The organism is Larkinella terrae, assembly GCF_009668025.1.
Taxonomy (GTDB): domain Bacteria; phylum Bacteroidota; class Bacteroidia; order Cytophagales; family Spirosomataceae; genus Larkinella; species Larkinella terrae.
Genome location: NZ_WJXZ01000004.1, coordinates 138734 through 158692, shown reverse-complemented (window position 1 = coordinate 158692; position 19959 = coordinate 138734). Strand labels below are relative to the sequence as shown.

The following is a 19959-nucleotide window of genomic DNA, read 5'->3' as shown; positions in this document are numbered from 1 at the left end:
ACAATGAACAATGAAGGAAAAGGACACGTCGACATTTCATTGTTCATTGTTCATTATTCATTTACAACGTCCCTTTCTTCAACTCCGAAACCGCATGGTTGGCGGCTCGTGCGGTGAGGGCCATGAACGTAATCGACGGGTTCTGGTTGCCGACGGAGGTCATGCAGGCGCCGTCGGTCACGAAAACGTTTTTGACGTTATGAAACTGATTCCACTTGTTCAGTAACGACGTTTTGGGATCTTTTCCCATGCGCACCCCGCCCATTTCGTGAATGTCCAGACCGGGATTTCGGTGGTCGTCGTGCGAAGTGATATTCTTGCAACCCGACTTTTCGAGCATTTCGGCGCCCTGCACCAGAAAATCTTTCAGAATTTTCACATCGTTATCGTCGTAGCCTACCGATGTTATCAGTTGTGGAATACCCCAGGGATCCTTTTGGTCCGGGCTGAGACGAACGTGGTTTTCGTATTTCGGCAAGGTTTCGGCCTGCATCATCATGTACACGCTCCAATCGCCCGGCGTCAGCAGACTTTCCTTGAATTCGGCCCCAAAACCGCTCTGCGAACTGCCCCGTTGCCAACCTGCCCGGCTGGCACTGAAAGCCACCATATAACCCCGCTGAAAGTCGGTTTCCTGTTTCTTTACGTTGCGGAAAGAGGGCATAAAAGCCGTTGTCGGACGACGACCGTAGAAATATTGTTTCTGAAAACCGTCGAACGACGCGTTCAGGCTACCCCGGTAGTTGTGAAACGCCACATAGCGACCCAGCAACCCGTTGTCGTTGCCCAAACCGTTCGGAAAGCGTTTCGAGGTCGAATTCAGCAAAACCAGATTGGAATTCAGGCAGGCGGCATTGACGAAAATGATTTTGGCAAAATACTCCGTTGACTGCTTCGTGTTCGCGTCGATCACGCGAACGCCCGTAGCTTTTCCTTTTTGCTCGTCGTAAATAATGGAATGTACCACCGAATCGGGCCGGATCGTCAGGTTACCGGTTTTTGCCGCCCACGGCAAGGTCGCTGAATTCGAACTGAAATAACCGCCAAACGGACAGCCCCGGTAACAAAGATGCCGGGCCTGGCACTGGCCCCTGCCCTGCTGTAAATGAATGGGTTGCGGTTTGGTCAGGTGGGCGCAGCGGCCGATAATGACGTGCCGGTCGGTATAGTTGTTTTTAACGGTCGTCTGGATTTGTTTCTCGACGCAGTTCAGCTCGAACGGCGGCAGAAACTCGCCGTCGGGCAAGGTGTCGATGCCGTCTTTATTCCCACTGATTCCGACAAACTTTTCGACATGGCTGTACCAGGGCGCGAGATCGGCGTAGCGAATGGGCCAATCGACGGCAAAACCGTCGCGGGCCGGAGCCTGAAATTCGTAATCACTCCAGCGTTGCGTTTGCCGCGCCCAGATCAGCGATTTTCCGCCCACCTGGTAGCCGCGAATCCAGTCGAACGGTTTTTCCTGAATATACGGGTGGTCAGCATCTTTCACAAAAAACTGTTGGGTAGCTTCGTCCAGTGCGTAGCATTTGGTGGCAATCGGATTTTCCACGTCAAAGGCGTCGGGCATCCGGTTTCGGTGCGGGAAATCCCAGGGATTGGCCATCGCGGTCGGGTAATCGGCCACGTGTTTCACCATCCGCCCGCGCTCCAGCACCAGCGTTTTCAACCCTTTTTCGCACAGTTCCTTGGCCGCCCAGCCCCCGCTGATTCCCGAACCGATGACAATGGCATCGTAACTCATCTGTTCTTTGGCTTTTCCGTTGAAATGCATTGGCTAGAGAAAGTTTATAGATTAAACCTGTAAGGTCTTGAAGATCTTACAGGTTTTTTTACGTCTAATTATAAATCGAAAATAGCTATGTCCGCTAATCTTCAGCCTCTACTACCTGAACAATACTATCATATCTATAATCATGCAAATGGAGCGGACTTATTATTTCGAGAACCAGCTAACTATCAGTACTTTCTAAAAAAATATGCCCAATATTGCTTTCCAATAGTCGACACATTCGCTTACTGTTTAATGCCCCATCACTTCCATTTATTTGTCCGTGTAAGATCAGAGCAGAGGGTGAGCTGGTAAGCTATTTTGAAATCCATGAACCGGTAAAACCGCTGGCTCTGCAAGATAAATTATTCGTACAGCTTAGTAAGCAATTTTCAAATTTTTTCAATGCGTATTCAAAAGCCTACAACAAACGCTTTGAACGTAAGGGCGCATTATTCCTTAATCAATTCAAAAGAAAAGAAGTCACCGACGATCGGTATTACACACGGCTCATTTACTACATTCATCAAAATCCGGTTAAACACGGATTTTCCAGAAAAATTAGCAGTTGGCCGTATTCCTCTTTTCGATTACTGATTTCGGAAAAAACAACGCTGTTGTGCCGCAATGAAGTGTTGGATTGGTTTGGTGGGCGAGAGATTTTTATTGATTTTCACGAAAGGGCGGCCGAATAGTTATAAACCCGTCGGGTCTTCAAGACCTGACGGGTTTATAACTATTCGGCCATCTTTAGGAACTACTCCACCGGTGAATCGATCACCCGCACAATTTTCCAGATTCCACGAATGTCCTTCAACGGAACTGTGACGCTGCCGCCATTGGGATTGTCGGAGTGAAGAGTTAACCGCTGCTTCGTCAGCAACTCATTGTCTTTAATACGTTTAACCACAAAAAAATCCCGGTAAATCACGGCATAAATACCGCCCGACTGATACTCCCAATTGTTCGGGTCCACGAGAATCGCCAGCACTTTCGCTCCGTTGGCCAATTGGGGTGTCATGCTATTACCGGAAACTTCGATCACGACCGGTTCTTTATGGTTCCCGACCATATGAACTGGAACGCGGTACGTTTCCATCTGCGCCATGCTGATTCCCTCGATATAGGTTTCGATGAAACTGGCGTAGAAACGCGTCGGTACAAACGGGAGATCCATGTAACGCACCTCCAGTTCGATAATCCTTCCATTTTGCTCCGGCTCGTCCAATACGGGTTTCTGACCCCGCAACAGAAAGTCGGCCCGTACCTGCGGATATTGCTCCAACAACCGCATGATGGTATCATACGACGGTTTAGCCCGGCCGTTCAGGATGTTGTAAAATTTGGACGAGTTCTCACCAAGATCTTTCGCGGCTTGGTAGATACTGATTTCCAGCGCGTCAAATACTTGCCGCAGCCGCTCCTGAATCGGCTCTAAACCCTCTTCAAAAGATTTTCCGGGTTCGTTGAACATGATATAGTTATTGACTTGTATAATATAAGTATTATATATTGTGATCAAATTTACTAAAAAAAACGACAAAGCTAATGATAACTGCCAGAATAATATTATACAAAACCTGAAATATCGTATGAAAAGGCCAAGAGACTACAAAAAACCGACGGTTCTGTCCGTCGATTTGGACAGTTTTTTGCCAGTTGTAAGAAATAGGTGAATTTTACTTCCGCGACCAGCCGATTTTGAATCCATCTATTCGCAGCATGAGCGTTCGCGTAAACCGGTTTATGCCCGCTCAACTGGTATTACATAGTCTTTTTGAAGATGATACCCGCAAAAACCGGTTCCGATCTGTACTTTATAGTATAATTTTATCGAAAACCCGTTACTCTTCCTCCCTTTTGGAGTCAAAACTAAGTGGCACGAAACTTAGCTCAGTGCCATATGGTTAACGGTTTATCATTCGTTATCTAATTTCGATACGGCAACTCTTCGACTAACGGTTTTATAAATAGAGCAGACTCATGAATAAATTATTCACTGTACTTATCGCCATGCTGCTTATCGCAGGCAGTCTGGTTTCGTTCCGGTCCCGGCCGGAGGTCAAGGAAGAAGGCAAGATCAAATGGCTGACGATTGAGGAAGCCTTTGCGCTGAATCAGAAAAAACCGAAGAAGATCTTCATCGATGTTTACACCGACTGGTGCGGCTGGTGCAAGGTAATGGACCGGGAAACGTTCACGAATCCGTCGGTTGTCGATTACATCAGCAAAAATTATTACGCCGTGAAGCTTAATGCCGAGCAGAAAGAAGACATCGTTCTGGGAACCGATAAATTTGTGTACGTGGCTCAGGGAAGCCGGGGTTATCACCAACTGGCGGCTGCGCTTCTGAGAAATCAGCTCAGTTACCCAACGGTGGTTTTTCTAAACGAAAAATTCCAGCCGATCCAGCCGATCCCCGGTTACATCAAAGCGCCGGAATTCCACCAGATCATCACTTTTATCGGCGGAGATTATTACAACAAAGAACCGTTCGAACAGTTCAAAACAAAGACATATCCGCAGAAATTCTCGGTAAAAATTTAACCCCACCAACTTGTTCGTCACAACGACAGCCCCGGTTTCGGATTAAGGCTGTCGTTTTGTTTTTGGGACACATTATTAATTTGTTTCCTGCCCGAAAAACCAAGAACAATTTGGGTAGAAATGCGGTTAGGAAAGCTTGAGCCATTCAAAACCGACGCTCGAATTCCTGATATTTATGAAACTTTTCGCCGGCTGCGAACTCGTCTATGACGTTCCGGCCCCTGCTCCTGTTGTGTTTATGTTACGCCCCCGCTCCGGCGCCGGGCAATGGGTAATTTCCGAAGAATACCAGATCGAACCGGGCGTGCCGGTTATCGAATATACCGACTCATACGGCAATTTATGCCAGCGGCTCATGACGCCGGAAGGGCGGTTCCGGATTCAGATTACGTTGGTGGTCGAAACCGCCGATGAGATCGATGTTGCGCCGGGTGCGCCTTTTGTCCCGGTTCAGGATTTGCCCGACGATACGTTGCAGTTTCTGCTGCCCAGCCGCTATTGCCAGTCGGACCGGCTGGGGCCGCTCGCGGCTGACATCACTGCCAATGCTACGCCGGGCTACGATCAGGTGGAAGCCATCCGGAACTGGATTCAGAGCCACGTAATCTACCAGTACGGGACCAGCGATTCGAGTACATCGGCCATCGAAACCGCCGAAAAACGCATCGGTGTCTGCCGGGATTTTGCGCACCTGGGCATTTCGCTCTGCCGCAGCCTCAACATTCCGGCGCGGATGGTCGTTGGTTACCTGCATAACCTCAAGCCAATGGACTTACACGCCTGGTTCGAAGCCTTCGTCGATGGCCGCTGGTATACCTTCGACGCAACCCAGAAAGAACCGCGCGGCAATCGGATTGTGGTGGCCTACGGCCGCGATGCCGCCGATGTGGCGCTGGCGACTCAATTTGGCGAAATGCAATTACAGGAAATGAAAGTGTGGGTGGAAGAAAAACTGTAAGCCATTAATTTGCCAGACAGGGGTATTGTGCGGATGTTATTTTTTTGTGTATAAATTTGACAAAATGGTAACATTTCTTAACTTCCTGCCAATCAACTTAACCACTCAATCCATGCTAAAAGAATTTAAAACCTTTATCGCTCAGGGTAATGTGCTGGATTTGGCCGTCGGTGTTATCATCGGAGCGGCTTTCGGAAAAATCACGACGTCGTTGGTTGAAGATATTATCAACCCGATCTTAGGCCTGGTAACTGGCGGAATCGATTTCAGCCAGTTAAAAATCGTCCTAAAGGAAGCCGTTGGTGAAACACCGGAAGTCGCCATTCGCTATGGTAATTTCCTCAACATTGTCATTCAGTTCCTCATCGTAGCCTGGGTTATTTTCCTCATTGTAAAAGCGGCCAACCGCATGCGGGTTTCGTCGTCGCTGCAGAAAGAATGACCTTTCCGCTGTACCCACCCATTGACCCCGCCCAAAGCGGGGTTTCTTTTTTATTCGTAAAAAGATTGACAAACGGACGGACAGACTACGCCGAAACTTCTATTTTTGTCCCCGGTTTGCACATAAATCTATGGAAGTTAAAATGCCGTTGATGGTCGTTCTGGGCGGAGGAGAAAGCGGGGCTGGTGCGGCCTTGCTGGCGAAGGCAAAAGGCTATGCGGTTTTTTTGTCGGACAAAAGCCTGTTACAGGAGTCCTATCGGCAGATTCTGCAGCAAAACGACATCCCGTTTGAAGAAGGTCAGCATACGGAAGACCGGATTCTTGAGGCAACCGAAGTAGTGAAAAGTCCCGGAATTCCCGAAAAAGCACCCATCATTCAGAAACTGCGCGAACGGAACATCCCGGTTATTTCGGAAATCGAGCTGGCTTCACGCTACACCAACGCCCACCTGATCGGGATTACGGGCAGCAACGGAAAAACCACCACGACGCTGCTGGTTTACCACCTGCTGAAAACCGCCGGGCTGAACGTCGGGCTGGCGGGTAACATCGGCGACAGCTTCGCCCGGCAGGTGCTGGAAAACTCGTTTGACTATTATGTGCTGGAACTGAGCAGCTTTCAACTGGATGACATGTATCAGGCCCGGATGAATGTGGCTATTCTGCTGAATATCACCCCCGATCATTTAGACCGTTACGAATACCAGTTTCAGAATTACGTCGATTCGAAGTTTCGGGTGTTGCAGAACATGACGCCGGACGATGCATTCATTTATTACCAGGAGAGCCCGGCAATCAGTGCCGAACTGCCCGTTAAAAAACCGGTCGCCCGGTTATTGCCCGTTTCCCTGGTCGATACACCCCAACCGGGTGCTTATCTGAAAGACGGTTTTCTGGTAGTCAACGACGGTGATCTGGATTTTAAAACCGCCCTGGCCGATTTACCCCTGAAAGGCAAACACAACGCCATCAATATGCTGGCAGCCACGCTGGCGGCTCAGTCGGTTGGGGTAAAACCGGAAGCTCTGCAAACCGGTTTACAAACGTTTCAGAATGCCGCCCACCGGCTCGAACCGGCGGGCGACGTTAAGGGTGTCCATTTTATCAATGATTCCAAAGCGACCAACGTCGACTCGGTTTATTACGCGCTGGAAAGCATGACCACGCCGGTGATCTGGATCGCGGGCGGTCAGGATAAAGGAAATGAATACGATCAGCTGGCGTCGTTGGTTCAGGAAAAAGTAAAAGCGTTAATTTGTCTGGGAAAAGACAACCGGAAGCTCGTCAGCTATTTTTCGGATCTCGTTCCAACGCTGTTTGAAACGCAGGATGTGAACGAAGCGGTTGCCAAAGGGCTCGAACTGGCCAATCCGGGCGATACGGTTTTGTTATCCCCCGCCTGCGCGAGCTTCGACCTGTTCCGCAATTACCTGGACCGGGGCGATCAGTTTAAAGAAGCGGTAAAGAGAATTATGAATATTAAACAATGAACAATGAACAATGAACAATGAATGGCTGACGCATGCTGTTCATTATTCATTGTTCATTGTTCATTATTCAGCAAGATGACGATTTCCGTAACCGACTGGCTAAAAAACAACATCAAGGGCGACTACCATATCTGGGGAGTCGTGCTGTTTTTTTCCATCATGAGTGTTGCCGTCGTGTACAGCGCGACGGGTACGATGGCGTATCAGAAGCTGCAGTCAACCGAGCACTACCTCTTCAAGCACGGGGCGCTGGTGGTGCTGGGGCTGGCATGTATGTGGATCGCCCACCGGTTTAACTACATTTATTACGCCCGGTTGTCGCGGTTCGGCATGTGGCTTTCGGTGCCGCTACTGCTGTGGGCCTACTTCAAAGGCGTTAACCTGAACGACGCGTCGCGCTGGATCACGATTCCGTTGATCAATCAGACTTTTCAACCCTCGGATTTGGCCAAACTGGCGCTGATTTCCAACCTGGCCGCCATGCTCGCCAAACGGCAGCACATCAAAAAGGAACAATACGATCCGAGTATTCTGGCCAACATGATCATCTGGATCGGGCTGATTTGCGCCTGTATTGTTCTGAGTAACGCATCGACGGCGGCTTTACTGGCCGCAACCTGTTTTCTGCTGATGTTTATCGGACGCGTTCCCACCAAATACCTGGCCATCATGGTGGTCGTTTGCCTCATCATGGGCAGCGGGGCTTTGCTGGTGGGACAGCGGGCCAAAACCTCGATTAGCCGACTAAAAAATTACTGGGAAACCTTCCAGGGACGACGACCGCCCGAATTTCAGGTCGAACAATCGTACATCGCGCTCGCCCACGGTGGCGTGTATGGACAAGGGCCGGGAAACAGCCACCAGCGCAACTTCCTGCCCCACTCCTATTCCGATTTTATTTTCGCCATGATTGTCGAAGAATACGGCTTGATCGGCGGAATTGTCGTCATCGCAGCTTACCTCTACCTGCTCTGGCGAGGCATGCGGGCCATCCGAAAAGCCAACCGGGCGTTTGGCGGTTTGCTGTCCGCCGGTTTAACGTTTAGTATTGTTATTCAGGCCATGATCAATATGGCGGTTTCGGTAGGGCTGGTGCCCGTAACGGGTCAGCCGCTGCCGTTGCTGAGTATGGGCGGAACATCGCTGCTTTTCACCGGAACCGCCATCGGCATCATCATCAGCGTCAGTCGCGGAGAAGCCGACGAGAGCAAAATTTAATTTGGAGTCAAGCCTATGCCAAGACGTATCATCATCAGTGGCGGTGGAACCGGCGGGCATATTTACCCGGCGATTGCCATTGCCAATGAGCTGAAAACCATTGACCCAGCCACCGAAATCCTGTTTGTCGGTGCGGAAGGAAAGATGGAAATGGAGAAAGTGCCGCGGGCGGGCTACCGAATTATCGGACTGCCGGTGGTGGGCATCAAACGGCAACTGACAGTTGAAAACCTGGCTTTTCCGTTCAAACTGGGGCGGAGTTTTTTGCGGGCACAGCAGGTTGTTCGTGAATTTAATCCGGATGTTGCCGTGGGCGTGGGCGGTTATGCCAGCGGACCGGTTTTGCTGGCGGCTTCGCTGAAGGGCATTCCAACCCTGATTCAGGAACAGAATTCCTACGCCGGTTTAACGAATAAACTTCTGTCGCGCCGGGCCAGAACCATCTGTGTGGCCTATCCCGGCATGGAAGCGTTTTTTCCGGCCCAGAAAATTAAGCTGACCGGCAATCCCGTCCGGACGGACATTATGCAGGCCGGGGGCAAACGGGCGGAAGCGCTGGCTTTTTTTGGTCTGGACCCAAACCGCCAGACGTTGCTGATCATCGGCGGTAGTCAGGGTGCGCGAACCATCAACGAAAGCATTGCGAAAGACCTTGCTTTGCTGATCGAATCCGGTCATCAGGTGGTCTGGCAAACCGGGCCGTTGTTCATCGACCGCGCCCGAAAAGCCATTGCGGACGCCGGAGCGGTTTCGGTCAGGGCATTTGATTTTATTTACGAAATGGATCTGGCCTACGCGGCCGCCGATGTAGTGGTATCGCGGGCGGGTGCGCTGTCGGTTTCGGAACTTTGTCTGGTCGAAAAACCGGCGATTCTGGTGCCGTTTCCGGCGGCTTCGGAAGACCATCAGACTAAAAATGCACTGAGTCTGGTCAACCGGCAGGCGGCTTTGCTGATCAATGATCGAGTGGCTTCCACCGATCTGGTTCCGGCGGCCCTGCGGCTGCTGGCCGATCCGGCGCAGCAGCAAGCGTTGAGCCAACACATTCGCGAACTGGCCCGGCCCCAAGCCGCCCATGAAATCGCGGAAGAAGTTTTAAAATTGATAACAAAATGAATGGTTTGAATGGCTCTGATGGTTTGAATGGTTAAATAGTTCAATGGCTAAAATGGTTAAAGGATTAAAAAACGTCCAACCATTTTAACCATTCCAGCCATTTTTAACCCTTAGAACCATCCAACCATTTTTAACCATCAGAGCCATAATTTAAAAATGAATAACATTCGGTACGTTTATTTTCTGGGAATTGGCGGGATTGGCATGAGCGCGCTGGCGCGCTGGTTTCTGGTGAATGGGTACGAAGTGGCGGGTTATGACAAGACCTCCACGGCCCTGACCGACGCCCTGCAACATGAAGGTATGTCGATTCACTTTGAGGAAGATGTCGAGCAGATTCCGGCGCATTTTCGGAAAAACCGGGAAGAAACGCTGGTGATTTACACGCCCGCCGTACCGAAAAACCACCAGGAATACGTTTACCTGACCGAGCACGGTTTTACGTTGCAGAAACGATCGCAGGTGCTGGGTTTTCTGGCGGGCCGGATGACGACCGTCGCCATTGCCGGAACCCACGGAAAAACCACGACCTCGTCGATGGTGGCCCATATCCTGCGGGATTCCGGAGTGAACTGCGCGGCTTTTCTGGGCGGGATTACCCAAAACTACGGCACCAATTTCCTCCTGAACGAACCAACCGACGATCTGTCGAAAGTGATCTGCGTGGTCGAAGCCGATGAGTTCGATCGCTCGTTTCTGACGTTGTTTCCCCAGGTCGCGATTGTCACTTCGACCGACGCCGACCACCTGGATATCTACGGCGATCACTCGGCGGTTCTGGATTCGTTCAGCGCGTTTGTCGGACAAATAAAAACCGGCGGAACTTTATTTATGAAACGGGGCCTGGCGCTGGCCGATCGTACACCGGCTACCGTTTACGATTATTCTCTGAATGAAGGCGCTTACCACTGCCGGAATCTGCGGATTGAAAACGCCTGTTTTGTTTTCGATATCGTTTATCCTGAGGGTATTATCGAGAATGTGGCCTTGCAGGTACCCGGTTTTCACAACGTTGAAAATGCCGTAGCGGCTGCCGCGGCTGCGCTTCGGGTGGGCGTAAAGCCGGAGGCCATCCAACTGGCGCTCGGAAATTATAAGGGTGTAAAACGTCGGTTTGAATATATACACAAATCAAAAAATGTTATATTTATCGACGATTACGCTCATCATCCCGCAGAAGTTTTTGCCTTTTTGTCATCGGTGAAAGCATTGTATCCGGAACGGAAGGTAACGGCCATTTTCCAGCCGCACCTCTACAGCCGGACGCGCGATTTTGCCGACGAATTTGCCGAAAGTCTTTCACTGGCGGATCGCGTGATTCTGCTCGATATCTATCCGGCGCGTGAGTTGCCGATCGAGGGCGTAACGTCCGATCTGATTTTTAAATCGATTCAGTCCGAAACCAAAATTCAATGTACCAAAGCCGAGTTGCCCGGTATTTTACAAAAAGACCCGCCGGAATTGGTTGCAACGATCGGCGCCGGAGACATTGATCAGATGATTCCGGTGCTAAAAAACCTATTTCAGACCAATCAATAAAAATTCACCTTTTTTAAAGTTAATAAACACGAATGTTTTCTATTTTTCCCTTAAATAGAACTTTCATTCTGACCGTAGCGGGTTTAGCGGTTTTGGCGGGGCTGATTGCTTTTACGGAACACAAGCAAAATCACCGGCAGTGTGAAGGCATCGACATTCGGATGGACGAAGTGGATGGGCACCGGTTTCTAAACCGGAACGATGTGCTCCGAACGCTGACCAACGACGGGGCCGATCCGTTACTGGGCGATGATTACGCCACGATGGATTTGAAGCGGTTGGAAAATCGTCTGAAACAGAATGGTCTGATCAAAAGTTGTCAATTGTACCGGGATTTGAAAGGAATTCTGATCGCGGACATCAAGCAGCAACGCCCGTTGGCCCGGCTGGTTCCGGATGGAACAGAAGACAAATCGGCTTTTGCCGGGTATTATTTGACAGAAGAAGGCCAGTGGTTTCCGCTTTCGATGAATTACACGGCGCGGGTCGTTCTGATCTCCGGGCCCTACTTTAGCGAGCGGAAATCGTTGACGACGGAGAAAAATCAGGCCTTCCTCAATCTGCTGAAACAGATTGAAGCCGATCCGTTCTGGAAAGCACAGGTAGCGCAGGTAATGGTTGATAAAAACCGGGAGGTTACGCTGATTCCACAGGTGGGCGATTGTCTGATAGAGATCGGACAACCCGTTGATTTGGAATCGAAATTTGAAAAAATTAAATTATTTTACAAACATATCTTACCTTTAAAAAAGGGAGATGGATACCGGAGGGTAAGTGTGCAGTACCGTAACCAGATTGTGTGCGAATGATACCTAAGCAGGAAGAAATTATAGTTGGATTGGACATTGGCAGCACCAAAGTGTGCGCCGTGGCCGGTCGCCTTGTCCGCAGTAATGATCACGCCCGTCTGGATGTTCTGGGCGTGGGAAAAGCCGTTTCCAAAGGAGTTACCAAAGGCTCCGTTGTCAATATTGGCCAAACCGTTGAAGCCATTAACCGGGCCGTTGAAGAAGCCGCCGGGCAGGCTAATATTGACATTCACGTGGTCAATGTCAGTTTTTCCGGGCAGAACGTGATGGCTCGCCGGCAACACGGCAGTATTACGCGCGTTTCTCCCGGCGATGAAGTCGTGGCCGACGACATCGACCACCTGGTGAATGACATGTACCGCTCGGTGTTACCCGCCGGGGCCGAAATCGTTCACGTTCTGCCGATGGATTTTACGGTTGACAGCGAATCGAATATCGACTATCCCGTTGGTCGGATTGGCGTTAAGCTGGAAGCTGATTTTCAAGTAATTACCGCCCAAACCAGTTCGGCATCCTACACCCGGAAATGTATTCAACGGGCTCGCGCCGTATCGCTTCAGAAAGAACCGCTGGAAAACGACAAATTCCTGCTGGCGCCCCTGGCATCGGCTTTAGCGGTTTTAACCGAGGAAGAAAAACACGCCGGTGTAGCGTTGGTCGATATTGGTGGTGGCACCACTGAAATTGCGATTTATCACAAAAACGTCCTGCGGCATGTTGCGGTTATTCCGTACGCCGGAAATAGCTTAACTTCCGATCTGGAAGTCGGTTGTCGGGTTTTACCGACGCAGGCTGAACTCCTGAAAACGAAGTTTGGCAGCGCCGACCCGACCGATTTCCGGCTGAACGAAGTCGTGGCCGTGCCGAATCTGAGTGGCCGGCCGCCGAAAGACATTCTGCTGAAAAACGTAGCGCTCGTCATCGAAGCCCGGCTGAAAGAGATTGCGGCTATGGTTCAGGCCGAAATCATTCGCTCCGGCTACCGCGACAAGCTGGTGGGTGGCGTTGTGCTAACGGGCGGCACGGCTTCCATCTCGGGCATCGAGCGGATTTTTGAACGTGTTACCGGTTTAGACGTTCGAATCGGTTTCCCGGATCAGCTGGAGCACAACGTGAAGGCCGATCTGGTCAGTGACCCGGCTTTTGCGACGGCGGTGGGCCTGGTGTGGGCCGGTTTCAAACGCCTGGACGATCGGATTCCGTTGCAGCACGCCCCCCTTCATCTGGTGGGTGGAAACGGTGCGAACGGCTTTGGTAACGGCAACGGGCATGGACATGGCACCGGAACCAGCGTTAAGGAACCGGATAAAAAGAAAGAAAAAGGGGGCGGAATCATGACCTGGCTCCAGAAATTTTTGAACGACGACATCGGGAAAGAACTGGGTCCCGACGACCGGTACAATCAGTAAGTACTTAATTTTGACGGCACAACGCATTGGCAATCCGGCGTTTCCAACTATATAGTTAACAATCGCGCACCAAACATTAGCAGGTATGCCAGAGGCATTGGAGTACGGCATGAGGTTTGAATTCCCCGACGAGGAAGATGACCCAATTATTAAAGTGATAGGCGTCGGTGGGGGCGGGAGCAATGCCGTCAACCATATGTTTAGAATGGGCGTGAAAGATGTGGATTTCATCGTCTGCAATACCGATCGCCAGTCGCTGACCAACAGTCCGGTAAAGACTAAAATTCAACTGGGTGCGCTTCTGACTTCCGGACTGGGTGCCGGAACGAACCCGGAGGTGGGTCGTCAGGCCGCTCTGGAGAACACGGAAGACATTCGGCAATTGCTCGGTGAGCCCACCAAGATGGTTTTCATCACGGCGGGTATGGGGGGCGGTACGGGTACCGGTGCGGCACCCGTTATTGCTCAGATCGCCCGGGAAATGGGTCTGCTTACCATTGCCGTCGTAACGGCGCCGTTCGACTTCGAAGGCATCGAGAAGCTGGACCAGGCCATGCGCGGTATCGATGAGCTGAAGGAGTATTGCGATACGGTTCTGGTGATTCTGAACGATAAACTGGCGGAAATTTTTGAAGATTTCCCGATGGATCAGGCGTTTGCCAAAGCCGATGACGTGCTGGCGAATGCGGTGAAAAGTATCGCGGAAATCATTACCGTTCAGGGCGAAATCAACGTCGATTTCATGGACGTGAAGCGGGTGCTCGAGGGAGCTGGCCAGGCCGTTATGGGTTCGGCCGATTCCGAAGGCGAAAACCGCGCACTGAACGCCATTACGGATGCCCTCAACTCGCCGTTGCTCAACGACCGCGACATCCGGGGTGCGAAACGGATTCTGCTCACGATGGCGTCGGGACCCGAAGCCCGCACCACCATGAAGGAACTGCAGATCATTACCGGTTACATCAAGGAAAAAATCGGAAAAGACAAGCAGGCGCACCTGTTCAAATACGGTACGATCAAGGATAAGACCCTCGGCAAAAACCTGCGCGTAACGGTGATTGCCGCCGGTTTTGATCTGCCGACCGACCGACCGGATTTTCCGCCGACGAACTGGAAACAGCCCGAACCGGAGCTGAAAAAGGAGGAGGTTGTCGATGAGTTACCCGGCGATGAAGAAGATCAGGAACTGGTAACCGAAGATCAGTCACAGGGAACGGACACCCTGACGCGCGGCAGCGGAAACGGTGCCGAGATTGGTGGCGGTCCCAGTATCGATCCGTTAACCCGCACCAACGGCACGAAGCTCGAAGACATTCTGGTGGATGAGAAACGCGAAGATGATTTGCTGCAGATCCAGAAAATGATCGAAGGATTTTCGCAAAGCCGTTATTCGGAGCGGGAACGCGAGCTGGAAACCCCGGCTTTTACGCGCCAGAAAGTGGTTCTCTACGAAATACCGCTGCTGGATGAACGGGATATTATCCGAACGCGTCTCAATGATTAGGCTCTAACTGAACAAGTTATAATGAAAAAGACTCCTCATCGGGAGTCTTTTTCATTTGGATAAAACCGGTTTCAGGCCAGCGCTTTCAGGAATTCGGACAGGCTCACCGGCGGACGGCCCAGAAAATTTTCCAGAGTTGGGTCCGGTTCATTGAGCTCGTTGTGTTTGATGGCTTCGGCCAGACCCGTATAGACTTTAGCGACCGGCGCGGGCAGATGTTTTAGTAATTCAGCTTCGAACGCGCTGGTCGGAATATCGATGTACTCGACGGTTTTGCCATTCTGGCTGAGCGCAGCGGCAATGTCGGCGAACGACCAGGAAACCGGAGCGCCGATCTCGTAAATTTTGTTTTCGTGCCCTTCGGTGGTCAATGCGTTCGCCAGCCCTTCGGCAATGTCATTCCGTAACGCAAAACTCACCTTGCCCTCGCCAGCCGGATAATGCAGTTGCCCGGTTTGCGTGGCATTACCCACCATCATCGGCAAGACATCCAGGTAAATGCTGTTCCGGAAAAAAGTATACGCCAATCCCGATTCTTTCAGCAATTCTTCAGTCAGAAAATGGTCGATCGCGGGTGTAAACCGGGCTTCCAGCGAAGGTTTCGGAGCACTGGTGTAAAAAACGTGTCTGACACCGGCCTCTTTGGCCGCATTAATGACATGGGTATGTTGCTGAACCCGTTCCGGACCCGTCAAGGAGCTGGAAATCAGAACCAGTTTATCAACACCCGCCAGGCTCGTCACCAGCACAGCCGGATCATCGTAATTGCCCACACGAACCTGGATACCTTTGGCGGCCAGATCGACCGCTTTCGCCGGGTCGCGGACGAGAGCAACCAGGGAATCCGGACTGGTTTTGGTGACTAAAAATTCGAGCGTAGCCTTTCCTAAATGGCCGGTAGCTCCGGTTATTGCAATCATGGGGTGTTTGTTTACGGTTTGTTAGTTACTTTTGGTAACTCAAAACTATTTAGTAACTAAGGACGCCACAAGAAGGCATTTATTGGTAAGTCAGGCACATGGACAGAACTATCGTTGATTATCAGCAGGATAACCTGCAAAAAAAGTTGCAGAAAATTTTGCAGCCGACGCCCGGTGCGCTGGATCGCTGCCCCATTCGGAATATTCTGGATCGGTTTAGCGACAAATGGTCAACCTTGTCCATTTTTCACCTGGGCGACGCCGGAACCCTGCGGTTTAATGAGCTGAAGAAACGGATCGACGGGATTTCGCAACGAATGCTAACCGTAACACTGCGGAATCTGGAACGCGACGGACTGGTAACCCGCCGGATGTATCCCGAAATTCCGCCCCGCGTTGAATACGAGCTGACCGATTTAGGCCGTAGTTTTTTGATAAAGATTATCGAACTGGGCGAATGGGCCACCAATCATAGTGATCAGATAATCAAAGCCCGCGAACGGTACGATAGGCGTGAGCAGGAAGCGGTTCTGGTGGAATGGTAAAACCGCCGGTTTTAAAACGCGATGAGCTGTTCAGCCTGTTGCTGCAGGAGCAGATTGTAGAGATCGTTGTGCAAAGCGCCGTCCTTCCAGTAATTCCGGATTTGCGCCAGTTTCACGCGCAACGCCAGCGTATTGGTTCCGAGATAGCTGAAAATATCATTTAAGTGGCTGAGGGCCAGCGCCCCACCCTGGTGATTGGCAGAAATGCCCACCAACGCGACTTTCTTGTTGGACAAACCGCTCGGATAGCTCATGCCATCAATAAACGCTTTCAGCACGCCGGGGTACGAATTGTTGTACTCCGGAACGATAAACACCATTTTCTTCGCCCGTTCGACTACTTCCTTATACCGGTTGAATTCAGGGTTTTTTCCCGTATTTTCGTACAAAGCCGTCGTCATAAAATCGGGGGGCAAACCGCTGATGTCCAGAATTTGACTCTGTGTACCAAGCCGTTGCAGAATAGTGTGGTAATAATCCGCAATATGACGCGACATGGAGTTTTTCCGGTTGGTTCCGACAATGATAATAATTGGATTTTCGCTGACCGGATCGGTAGGATTTGGATTCATACCCTTATTTTCGTTCGACCGAAGATACACACGGTTGCTGCAATAACAACTCATTCTTCTTTTAGTTCAGGAAACCAATGACGCATCAGGACGTTAAAAACGAGCTGCTGGCCCTGGGAAATCCCGAAAAAGCGGTCTTTTTCAAACGGTTTTTCAAAACCGGGCCGGGGCAATACGGCGAAGGCGACGAGTTTCTGGGGTTGTCGGTTCCGCAGCAACGCATCATCGCCCAGAAATACCGGTTGTTATCCCCCGATGAAACTGAAAAGCTCCTGCACGACCCGTTTCACGAATGCCGGCTGACGGCCCTGATCATCTGGACAAACCAGGCCAAACGACCGGACGAAGAAAACCGCAGGCTCATTTTTGACTATTATCTGCGAAATAAGACGTACGTCAACAACTGGGATCTGGTGGATACGAGCTGCCCGGGAATCGTCGGCACTTATTTTCTCAACAAAGACCGAGGCATTTTGTATGAGCTGGCGCAGGAAAACCACCTGTGGTCGCAGCGGATCGCGATGGTGTCGACGCTGGCTTTTATTCGGAAAAATCAATTTCAGGACACTTTTCAAATCGCGGAACTGTTGCTAAGCCATCGGCACGACCTGATTCACAAAGCGGTCGGCTGGATGCTGCGGGAAGTAGGCAAGAAAAATCCGGACGCGCTCGAAGAGTTCCTGCACGACCAGGCGGGGCGGTTGCCGCGGACGGCTTTGCGGTATGCGATCGAGCGGTTTGAGCCCGCACGGCGAAAGTACTACCTCGATCTATAACCACGCCTGCTGTTTTCTTACTATCTTTGCCCCCTGCTTTACAAAGCAAACGATTGATTGCGAACTGTTAACTGGAGACTGACACCCTATGTCGTGGTTTATCCGTAAAGAAAAAGGTATCATTACGCCAACCGAAGAGAAGCGCGAAGCGCCGGACGGCTTGTGGTACCAATGCCCGAACTGCAAGAAAATAATGCATACGCGGGAGCACAAACTCAATGCCTATACCTGCGTACACTGCAACTACCACGAGCGCATCGGTTCAGATGCGTATTTCTCCATCCTGTTCGACGACGGTGTGTTTACCGAACTGGATGCCAATATGACCTCCGCGGACCCGCTGAAGTTTGTCGATACCAAACCGTATCCGGAGCGCGTGAAAGCGACGATCAACAAAACGCACCTGAAAGATGCCGTTCGGTCGGCCTACGGGAAGATCAACGAACTGGATATCACGGTGGCCTGTATGGATTTTAATTTCATCGGTGGTTCGATGGGATCGGTTGTGGGCGAAAAAATTGCGCGGGCCATCGATCATTCGATCAAAACCCGGACGCCGTTTCTGATGATTTCAAAATCGGGTGGTGCGCGGATGATGGAAGCCGGTTATTCGCTGATGCAAATGGCCAAAACCTCGGCCAAGCTGGCGCTCTTGTCGAAAGAGAAAATTCCGTACGTTTCGCTGCTGACTGATCCAACCACCGGCGGTGTAACGGCCTCGTTCGCGATGCTGGGTGATTTCAACATCGCCGAACCGGGTACGCTGATCGGTTTTGCCGGTCCGCGCGTTATCCGTGAAACCATCGGAAAAAACCTGCCCGAAGGTTTTCAAAGCGCCGAATTTGTGCTCGAACACGGTTTTCTGGACTTCATCGTCGATCGGAAAGATTTGAAAGAAAAGCTGACGGGACTGTTTAAAATGTTGCAGTAGCCCTCCGTTGTTTATTGCGAAGTGGAGGAGCTACTTTAATTGAAGCAAGTATGGACACCGCAACATTGTTAAAGAGCTTGAAAGTAACTTCCGTCTGGTTTGATACTGAAAAGGTCTATTTCGACCTGACCGATGGAAAAACGATCGGTAGTCCACTTAGCTGGTTTCCCAAACTCAACAAAGCCAGCGATAGTCAACGCCAGAATTGGCGTTTAGTTGTTGGTGGCTATGGCGTGCATTGGGAGGAAATTGACGAAGATTTGTCCGCGGAAGGAATGCTGCTTTATAACCCTCCCCGAAAACCATAAGCACATGCGCCTGGTCTCTCATCCCGTTCTCTGCAATTATTACATTACGTATCGCTGCAATGCGACCTGTAGTTTTTGCGATATCTGGGAGCGGCCTTCGCCCTATGTAACGCCCGAAAATGTGGCGGATAATCTGCGGGATCTGAAGCGGCTGGGCGTCCGAGTCATCGATTTTACGGGCGGTGAGCCGTTGCTCCACCGCCAGTTGGACGAACTCCTCCGCGAAGCGAAAAACCGGGGGCTGATTACCACCGTAACCACCAACGGTTTATTGTACCCCAAAAATGCCGAGAAGCTGCACGGTTTAATCGACATGCTGCACTTCTCACTGGATTCCCCCATTGCCGAAGAACACGACAAATCGCGGGGCGTCAAGTGTTTCGATAAGGTGATGGAATCCATCGCCATTGCCAAACAATTGGGCGAACGCCCGGATATTCTGTTTACGGTTTTTGAACACAATGTCCACCAGATCAGGCAGATGTACGAAGAGATTTGCCTGCCAAATAATCTGGTGTTAATCCTGAACCCGGTTTTTGAATACAACGAAGTAGAAACCGGGGGCGGTTTTTCGGAAAAATCGCTCCAGGAAATGACGTGGTGGGGCAAACAGAAAAATGTCTATATCAACGACGCATTTATTCAACTCCGGCGCGACGGCGGTAACCACGTTGCGGACCCGGTTTGTCTGGCCGGAAGTACGACGCTGGTGATTTCCCCCGAAAATAAACTGGTACTCCCCTGTTACCACCTTGGCCTTAAGGATTTCCCGATCGAAGGCCAGCTTTACGACCTGTATCGTTCTGACGAAGTGCAAAAACTGGTGGCGCTGGAAGGGCGACTGCCGGGTTGCGAAGGTTGCGCCATCAACTGTTACATGCAGCCTTCCTTCGCCGTCGAGATGAACCGGTACTGGTGGAAAGCCCTGCCCAGCACGCTGAAATACAACCGGATGAAAGGCACCTGGAAGCAGTTATTCTAAACCCAGTCAGCGGTCGCAGACCCTGACTGCGGTGAAATTTCCGTCCAAATTGCTGAAAATACTATCAAATCCACCGCAGTCAGGGTCTGCGACCGCTGACTGGATTATTCATCGCTTAAT

Annotated in this window: 20 protein-coding genes; 16 read left to right on the top strand and 4 right to left on the bottom strand. The window is 50.9% G+C overall.

Features of this window, described 5'->3' with window-relative positions; genetic code table 11:
* Positions 1-61: 61 nt before the first annotated feature.
* Complete coding sequence (locus tag GJJ30_RS07725; RefSeq protein WP_154174580.1) at positions 62-1774, bottom strand: GMC oxidoreductase; 1713 nt, start codon at positions 1772-1774, stop codon at positions 62-64.
* Between the two features lie 215 nt (positions 1775-1989).
* On the opposite strand from GJJ30_RS07725, the gene GJJ30_RS07720 reads away from it, so the two are divergent.
* Positions 1990-2466, top strand: a complete 477-nt coding sequence (locus tag GJJ30_RS07720) for a hypothetical protein (protein ID WP_229313024.1) — start codon at positions 1990-1992, stop codon at positions 2464-2466.
* 62 nt (positions 2467-2528) lie between these two features.
* On the opposite strand, the gene GJJ30_RS07715 is transcribed toward GJJ30_RS07720, so the two are convergent.
* Positions 2529-3245: a LexA family transcriptional regulator gene (locus GJJ30_RS07715; protein ID WP_154174579.1), complete on the bottom strand. Its 717-nt coding sequence runs from the start codon at positions 3243-3245 to the stop codon at positions 2529-2531.
* Positions 3246-3784: 539 nt separating this feature from the next.
* On the opposite strand from GJJ30_RS07715, the gene GJJ30_RS07710 reads away from it, so the two are divergent.
* The 10 genes from GJJ30_RS07710 (at position 3785) to ftsZ (ending at position 14805) form a co-directional block, all read left to right on the top strand.
* Positions 3785-4318 (top strand): thioredoxin family protein, encoded by a 534-nt coding sequence (locus GJJ30_RS07710; protein ID WP_229313023.1) that lies wholly within the window; start codon positions 3785-3787, stop codon positions 4316-4318.
* A gap of 175 nt (positions 4319-4493) precedes the next feature.
* Positions 4494-5276, top strand: coding sequence for a transglutaminase family protein (locus GJJ30_RS07705; protein ID WP_154174577.1), 783 nt, complete (start codon positions 4494-4496; stop codon positions 5274-5276).
* A 112-nt stretch (positions 5277-5388) separates the two neighbouring features.
* Positions 5389-5718: a large-conductance mechanosensitive channel protein MscL gene (mscL, locus tag GJJ30_RS07700; RefSeq protein ID WP_154174576.1), complete on the top strand. Its 330-nt coding sequence runs from the start codon at positions 5389-5391 to the stop codon at positions 5716-5718.
* Between the two features lie 130 nt (positions 5719-5848).
* On the top strand, positions 5849-7210 hold the full coding sequence (gene murD / locus GJJ30_RS07695) for a UDP-N-acetylmuramoyl-L-alanine--D-glutamate ligase (protein ID WP_154174575.1): 1362 nt from the start codon (positions 5849-5851) through the stop codon (positions 7208-7210).
* Between the two features lie 75 nt (positions 7211-7285).
* Positions 7286-8428 carry an FtsW/RodA/SpoVE family cell cycle protein gene (locus tag GJJ30_RS07690; protein ID WP_154174574.1) on the top strand — a complete coding sequence of 381 codons (1143 nt, stop codon included), beginning with the start codon at positions 7286-7288 and terminating at the stop codon, positions 8426-8428.
* 15 nt (positions 8429-8443) lie between these two features.
* The gene (gene murG, locus GJJ30_RS07685; protein ID WP_154174573.1) at positions 8444-9544 is read left to right on the top strand and encodes an undecaprenyldiphospho-muramoylpentapeptide beta-N-acetylglucosaminyltransferase; all 1101 of its coding nucleotides are present in this window, start codon (positions 8444-8446) and stop codon (positions 9542-9544) included.
* 156 nt (positions 9545-9700) lie between these two features.
* The gene (gene murC / locus GJJ30_RS07680; protein ID WP_154174572.1) at positions 9701-11083 is read left to right on the top strand and encodes a UDP-N-acetylmuramate--L-alanine ligase; all 1383 of its coding nucleotides are present in this window, start codon (positions 9701-9703) and stop codon (positions 11081-11083) included.
* A 32-nt stretch (positions 11084-11115) separates the two neighbouring features.
* Entirely contained in the window at positions 11116-11892 is a 777-nt protein-coding gene (locus GJJ30_RS07675; protein WP_154174571.1) for a cell division protein FtsQ/DivIB, read from the top strand.
* Positions 11889-13301 (top strand): cell division protein FtsA, encoded by a 1413-nt coding sequence (gene ftsA / locus GJJ30_RS07670; protein WP_154174570.1) that lies wholly within the window; start codon positions 11889-11891, stop codon positions 13299-13301. The genes GJJ30_RS07675 and ftsA overlap by 4 nt, the downstream gene beginning before the upstream one ends.
* 85 nt (positions 13302-13386) lie before the next feature.
* Positions 13387-14805, top strand: coding sequence for a cell division protein FtsZ (ftsZ, locus tag GJJ30_RS07665; RefSeq protein WP_154174569.1), 1419 nt, complete (start codon positions 13387-13389; stop codon positions 14803-14805).
* A gap of 71 nt (positions 14806-14876) precedes the next feature.
* Here ftsZ and GJJ30_RS07660 read toward each other — a convergent pair whose 3' ends face one another.
* On the bottom strand, positions 14877-15725 hold the full coding sequence (locus tag GJJ30_RS07660) for an SDR family oxidoreductase (RefSeq protein ID WP_154174568.1): 849 nt from the start codon (positions 15723-15725) through the stop codon (positions 14877-14879).
* A gap of 98 nt (positions 15726-15823) precedes the next feature.
* On the opposite strand from GJJ30_RS07660, the gene GJJ30_RS07655 reads away from it, so the two are divergent.
* Entirely contained in the window at positions 15824-16270 is a 447-nt protein-coding gene (locus GJJ30_RS07655; RefSeq protein WP_154174567.1) for a winged helix-turn-helix transcriptional regulator, read from the top strand.
* A gap of 11 nt (positions 16271-16281) precedes the next feature.
* Here GJJ30_RS07655 and GJJ30_RS07650 read toward each other — a convergent pair whose 3' ends face one another.
* Positions 16282-16842: an NADPH-dependent FMN reductase gene (locus tag GJJ30_RS07650; RefSeq protein ID WP_154174566.1), complete on the bottom strand. Its 561-nt coding sequence runs from the start codon at positions 16840-16842 to the stop codon at positions 16282-16284.
* Positions 16843-16919: 77 nt separating this feature from the next.
* Here GJJ30_RS07650 and GJJ30_RS07645 point away from each other — a divergent pair, with 77 nt between their 5' ends.
* From GJJ30_RS07645 to GJJ30_RS07630, 4 genes are all read left to right on the top strand, one after another.
* The gene (locus tag GJJ30_RS07645; RefSeq protein ID WP_154174565.1) at positions 16920-17618 is read left to right on the top strand and encodes a DNA alkylation repair protein; all 699 of its coding nucleotides are present in this window, start codon (positions 16920-16922) and stop codon (positions 17616-17618) included.
* A gap of 88 nt (positions 17619-17706) precedes the next feature.
* Complete coding sequence (gene accD / locus GJJ30_RS07640) at positions 17707-18549, top strand: acetyl-CoA carboxylase, carboxyltransferase subunit beta (RefSeq protein WP_154174564.1); 843 nt, start codon at positions 17707-17709, stop codon at positions 18547-18549.
* Positions 18550-18599: 50 nt separating this feature from the next.
* Entirely contained in the window at positions 18600-18857 is a 258-nt protein-coding gene (locus tag GJJ30_RS07635; protein ID WP_154174563.1) for a DUF2442 domain-containing protein, read from the top strand.
* Positions 18858-18861: 4 nt separating this feature from the next.
* Positions 18862-19839 (top strand): radical SAM protein, encoded by a 978-nt coding sequence (locus GJJ30_RS07630; protein ID WP_154174562.1) that lies wholly within the window; start codon positions 18862-18864, stop codon positions 19837-19839.
* The last annotated feature ends 120 nt before the right edge of the window (positions 19840-19959 follow it).

Coding starts and splice junctions, on each gene's coding strand:
- GJJ30_RS07725 (WP_154174580.1), bottom strand. CDS start 1,774: ATGCATTTCAACGGAAAAGCCAAAGAACAGATGAGTTACGATGCCATT.
- GJJ30_RS07715 (WP_154174579.1), bottom strand. CDS start 3,245: ATGTTCAACGAACCCGGAAAATCTTTTGAAGAGGGTTTAGAGCCGATT.
- GJJ30_RS07710 (WP_229313023.1), top strand. CDS start 3,785: ATGCTGCTTATCGCAGGCAGTCTGGTTTCGTTCCGGTCCCGGCCGGAG.
- GJJ30_RS07705 (WP_154174577.1), top strand. CDS start 4,494: ATGAAACTTTTCGCCGGCTGCGAACTCGTCTATGACGTTCCGGCCCCT.
- mscL (WP_154174576.1), top strand. CDS start 5,389: ATGCTAAAAGAATTTAAAACCTTTATCGCTCAGGGTAATGTGCTGGAT.
- murD (WP_154174575.1), top strand. CDS start 5,849: ATGGAAGTTAAAATGCCGTTGATGGTCGTTCTGGGCGGAGGAGAAAGC.
- GJJ30_RS07690 (WP_154174574.1), top strand. CDS start 7,286: ATGACGATTTCCGTAACCGACTGGCTAAAAAACAACATCAAGGGCGAC.
- murG (WP_154174573.1), top strand. CDS start 8,444: ATGCCAAGACGTATCATCATCAGTGGCGGTGGAACCGGCGGGCATATT.
- murC (WP_154174572.1), top strand. CDS start 9,701: ATGAATAACATTCGGTACGTTTATTTTCTGGGAATTGGCGGGATTGGC.
- GJJ30_RS07675 (WP_154174571.1), top strand. CDS start 11,116: ATGTTTTCTATTTTTCCCTTAAATAGAACTTTCATTCTGACCGTAGCG.
- ftsA (WP_154174570.1), top strand. CDS start 11,889: ATGATACCTAAGCAGGAAGAAATTATAGTTGGATTGGACATTGGCAGC.
- ftsZ (WP_154174569.1), top strand. CDS start 13,387: ATGCCAGAGGCATTGGAGTACGGCATGAGGTTTGAATTCCCCGACGAG.
- GJJ30_RS07660 (WP_154174568.1), bottom strand. CDS start 15,725: ATGATTGCAATAACCGGAGCTACCGGCCATTTAGGAAAGGCTACGCTC.
- GJJ30_RS07655 (WP_154174567.1), top strand. CDS start 15,824: ATGGACAGAACTATCGTTGATTATCAGCAGGATAACCTGCAAAAAAAG.
- GJJ30_RS07650 (WP_154174566.1), bottom strand. CDS start 16,842: ATGAATCCAAATCCTACCGATCCGGTCAGCGAAAATCCAATTATTATC.
- GJJ30_RS07645 (WP_154174565.1), top strand. CDS start 16,920: ATGACGCATCAGGACGTTAAAAACGAGCTGCTGGCCCTGGGAAATCCC.
- accD (WP_154174564.1), top strand. CDS start 17,707: ATGTCGTGGTTTATCCGTAAAGAAAAAGGTATCATTACGCCAACCGAA.
- GJJ30_RS07635 (WP_154174563.1), top strand. CDS start 18,600: ATGGACACCGCAACATTGTTAAAGAGCTTGAAAGTAACTTCCGTCTGG.
- GJJ30_RS07630 (WP_154174562.1), top strand. CDS start 18,862: ATGCGCCTGGTCTCTCATCCCGTTCTCTGCAATTATTACATTACGTAT.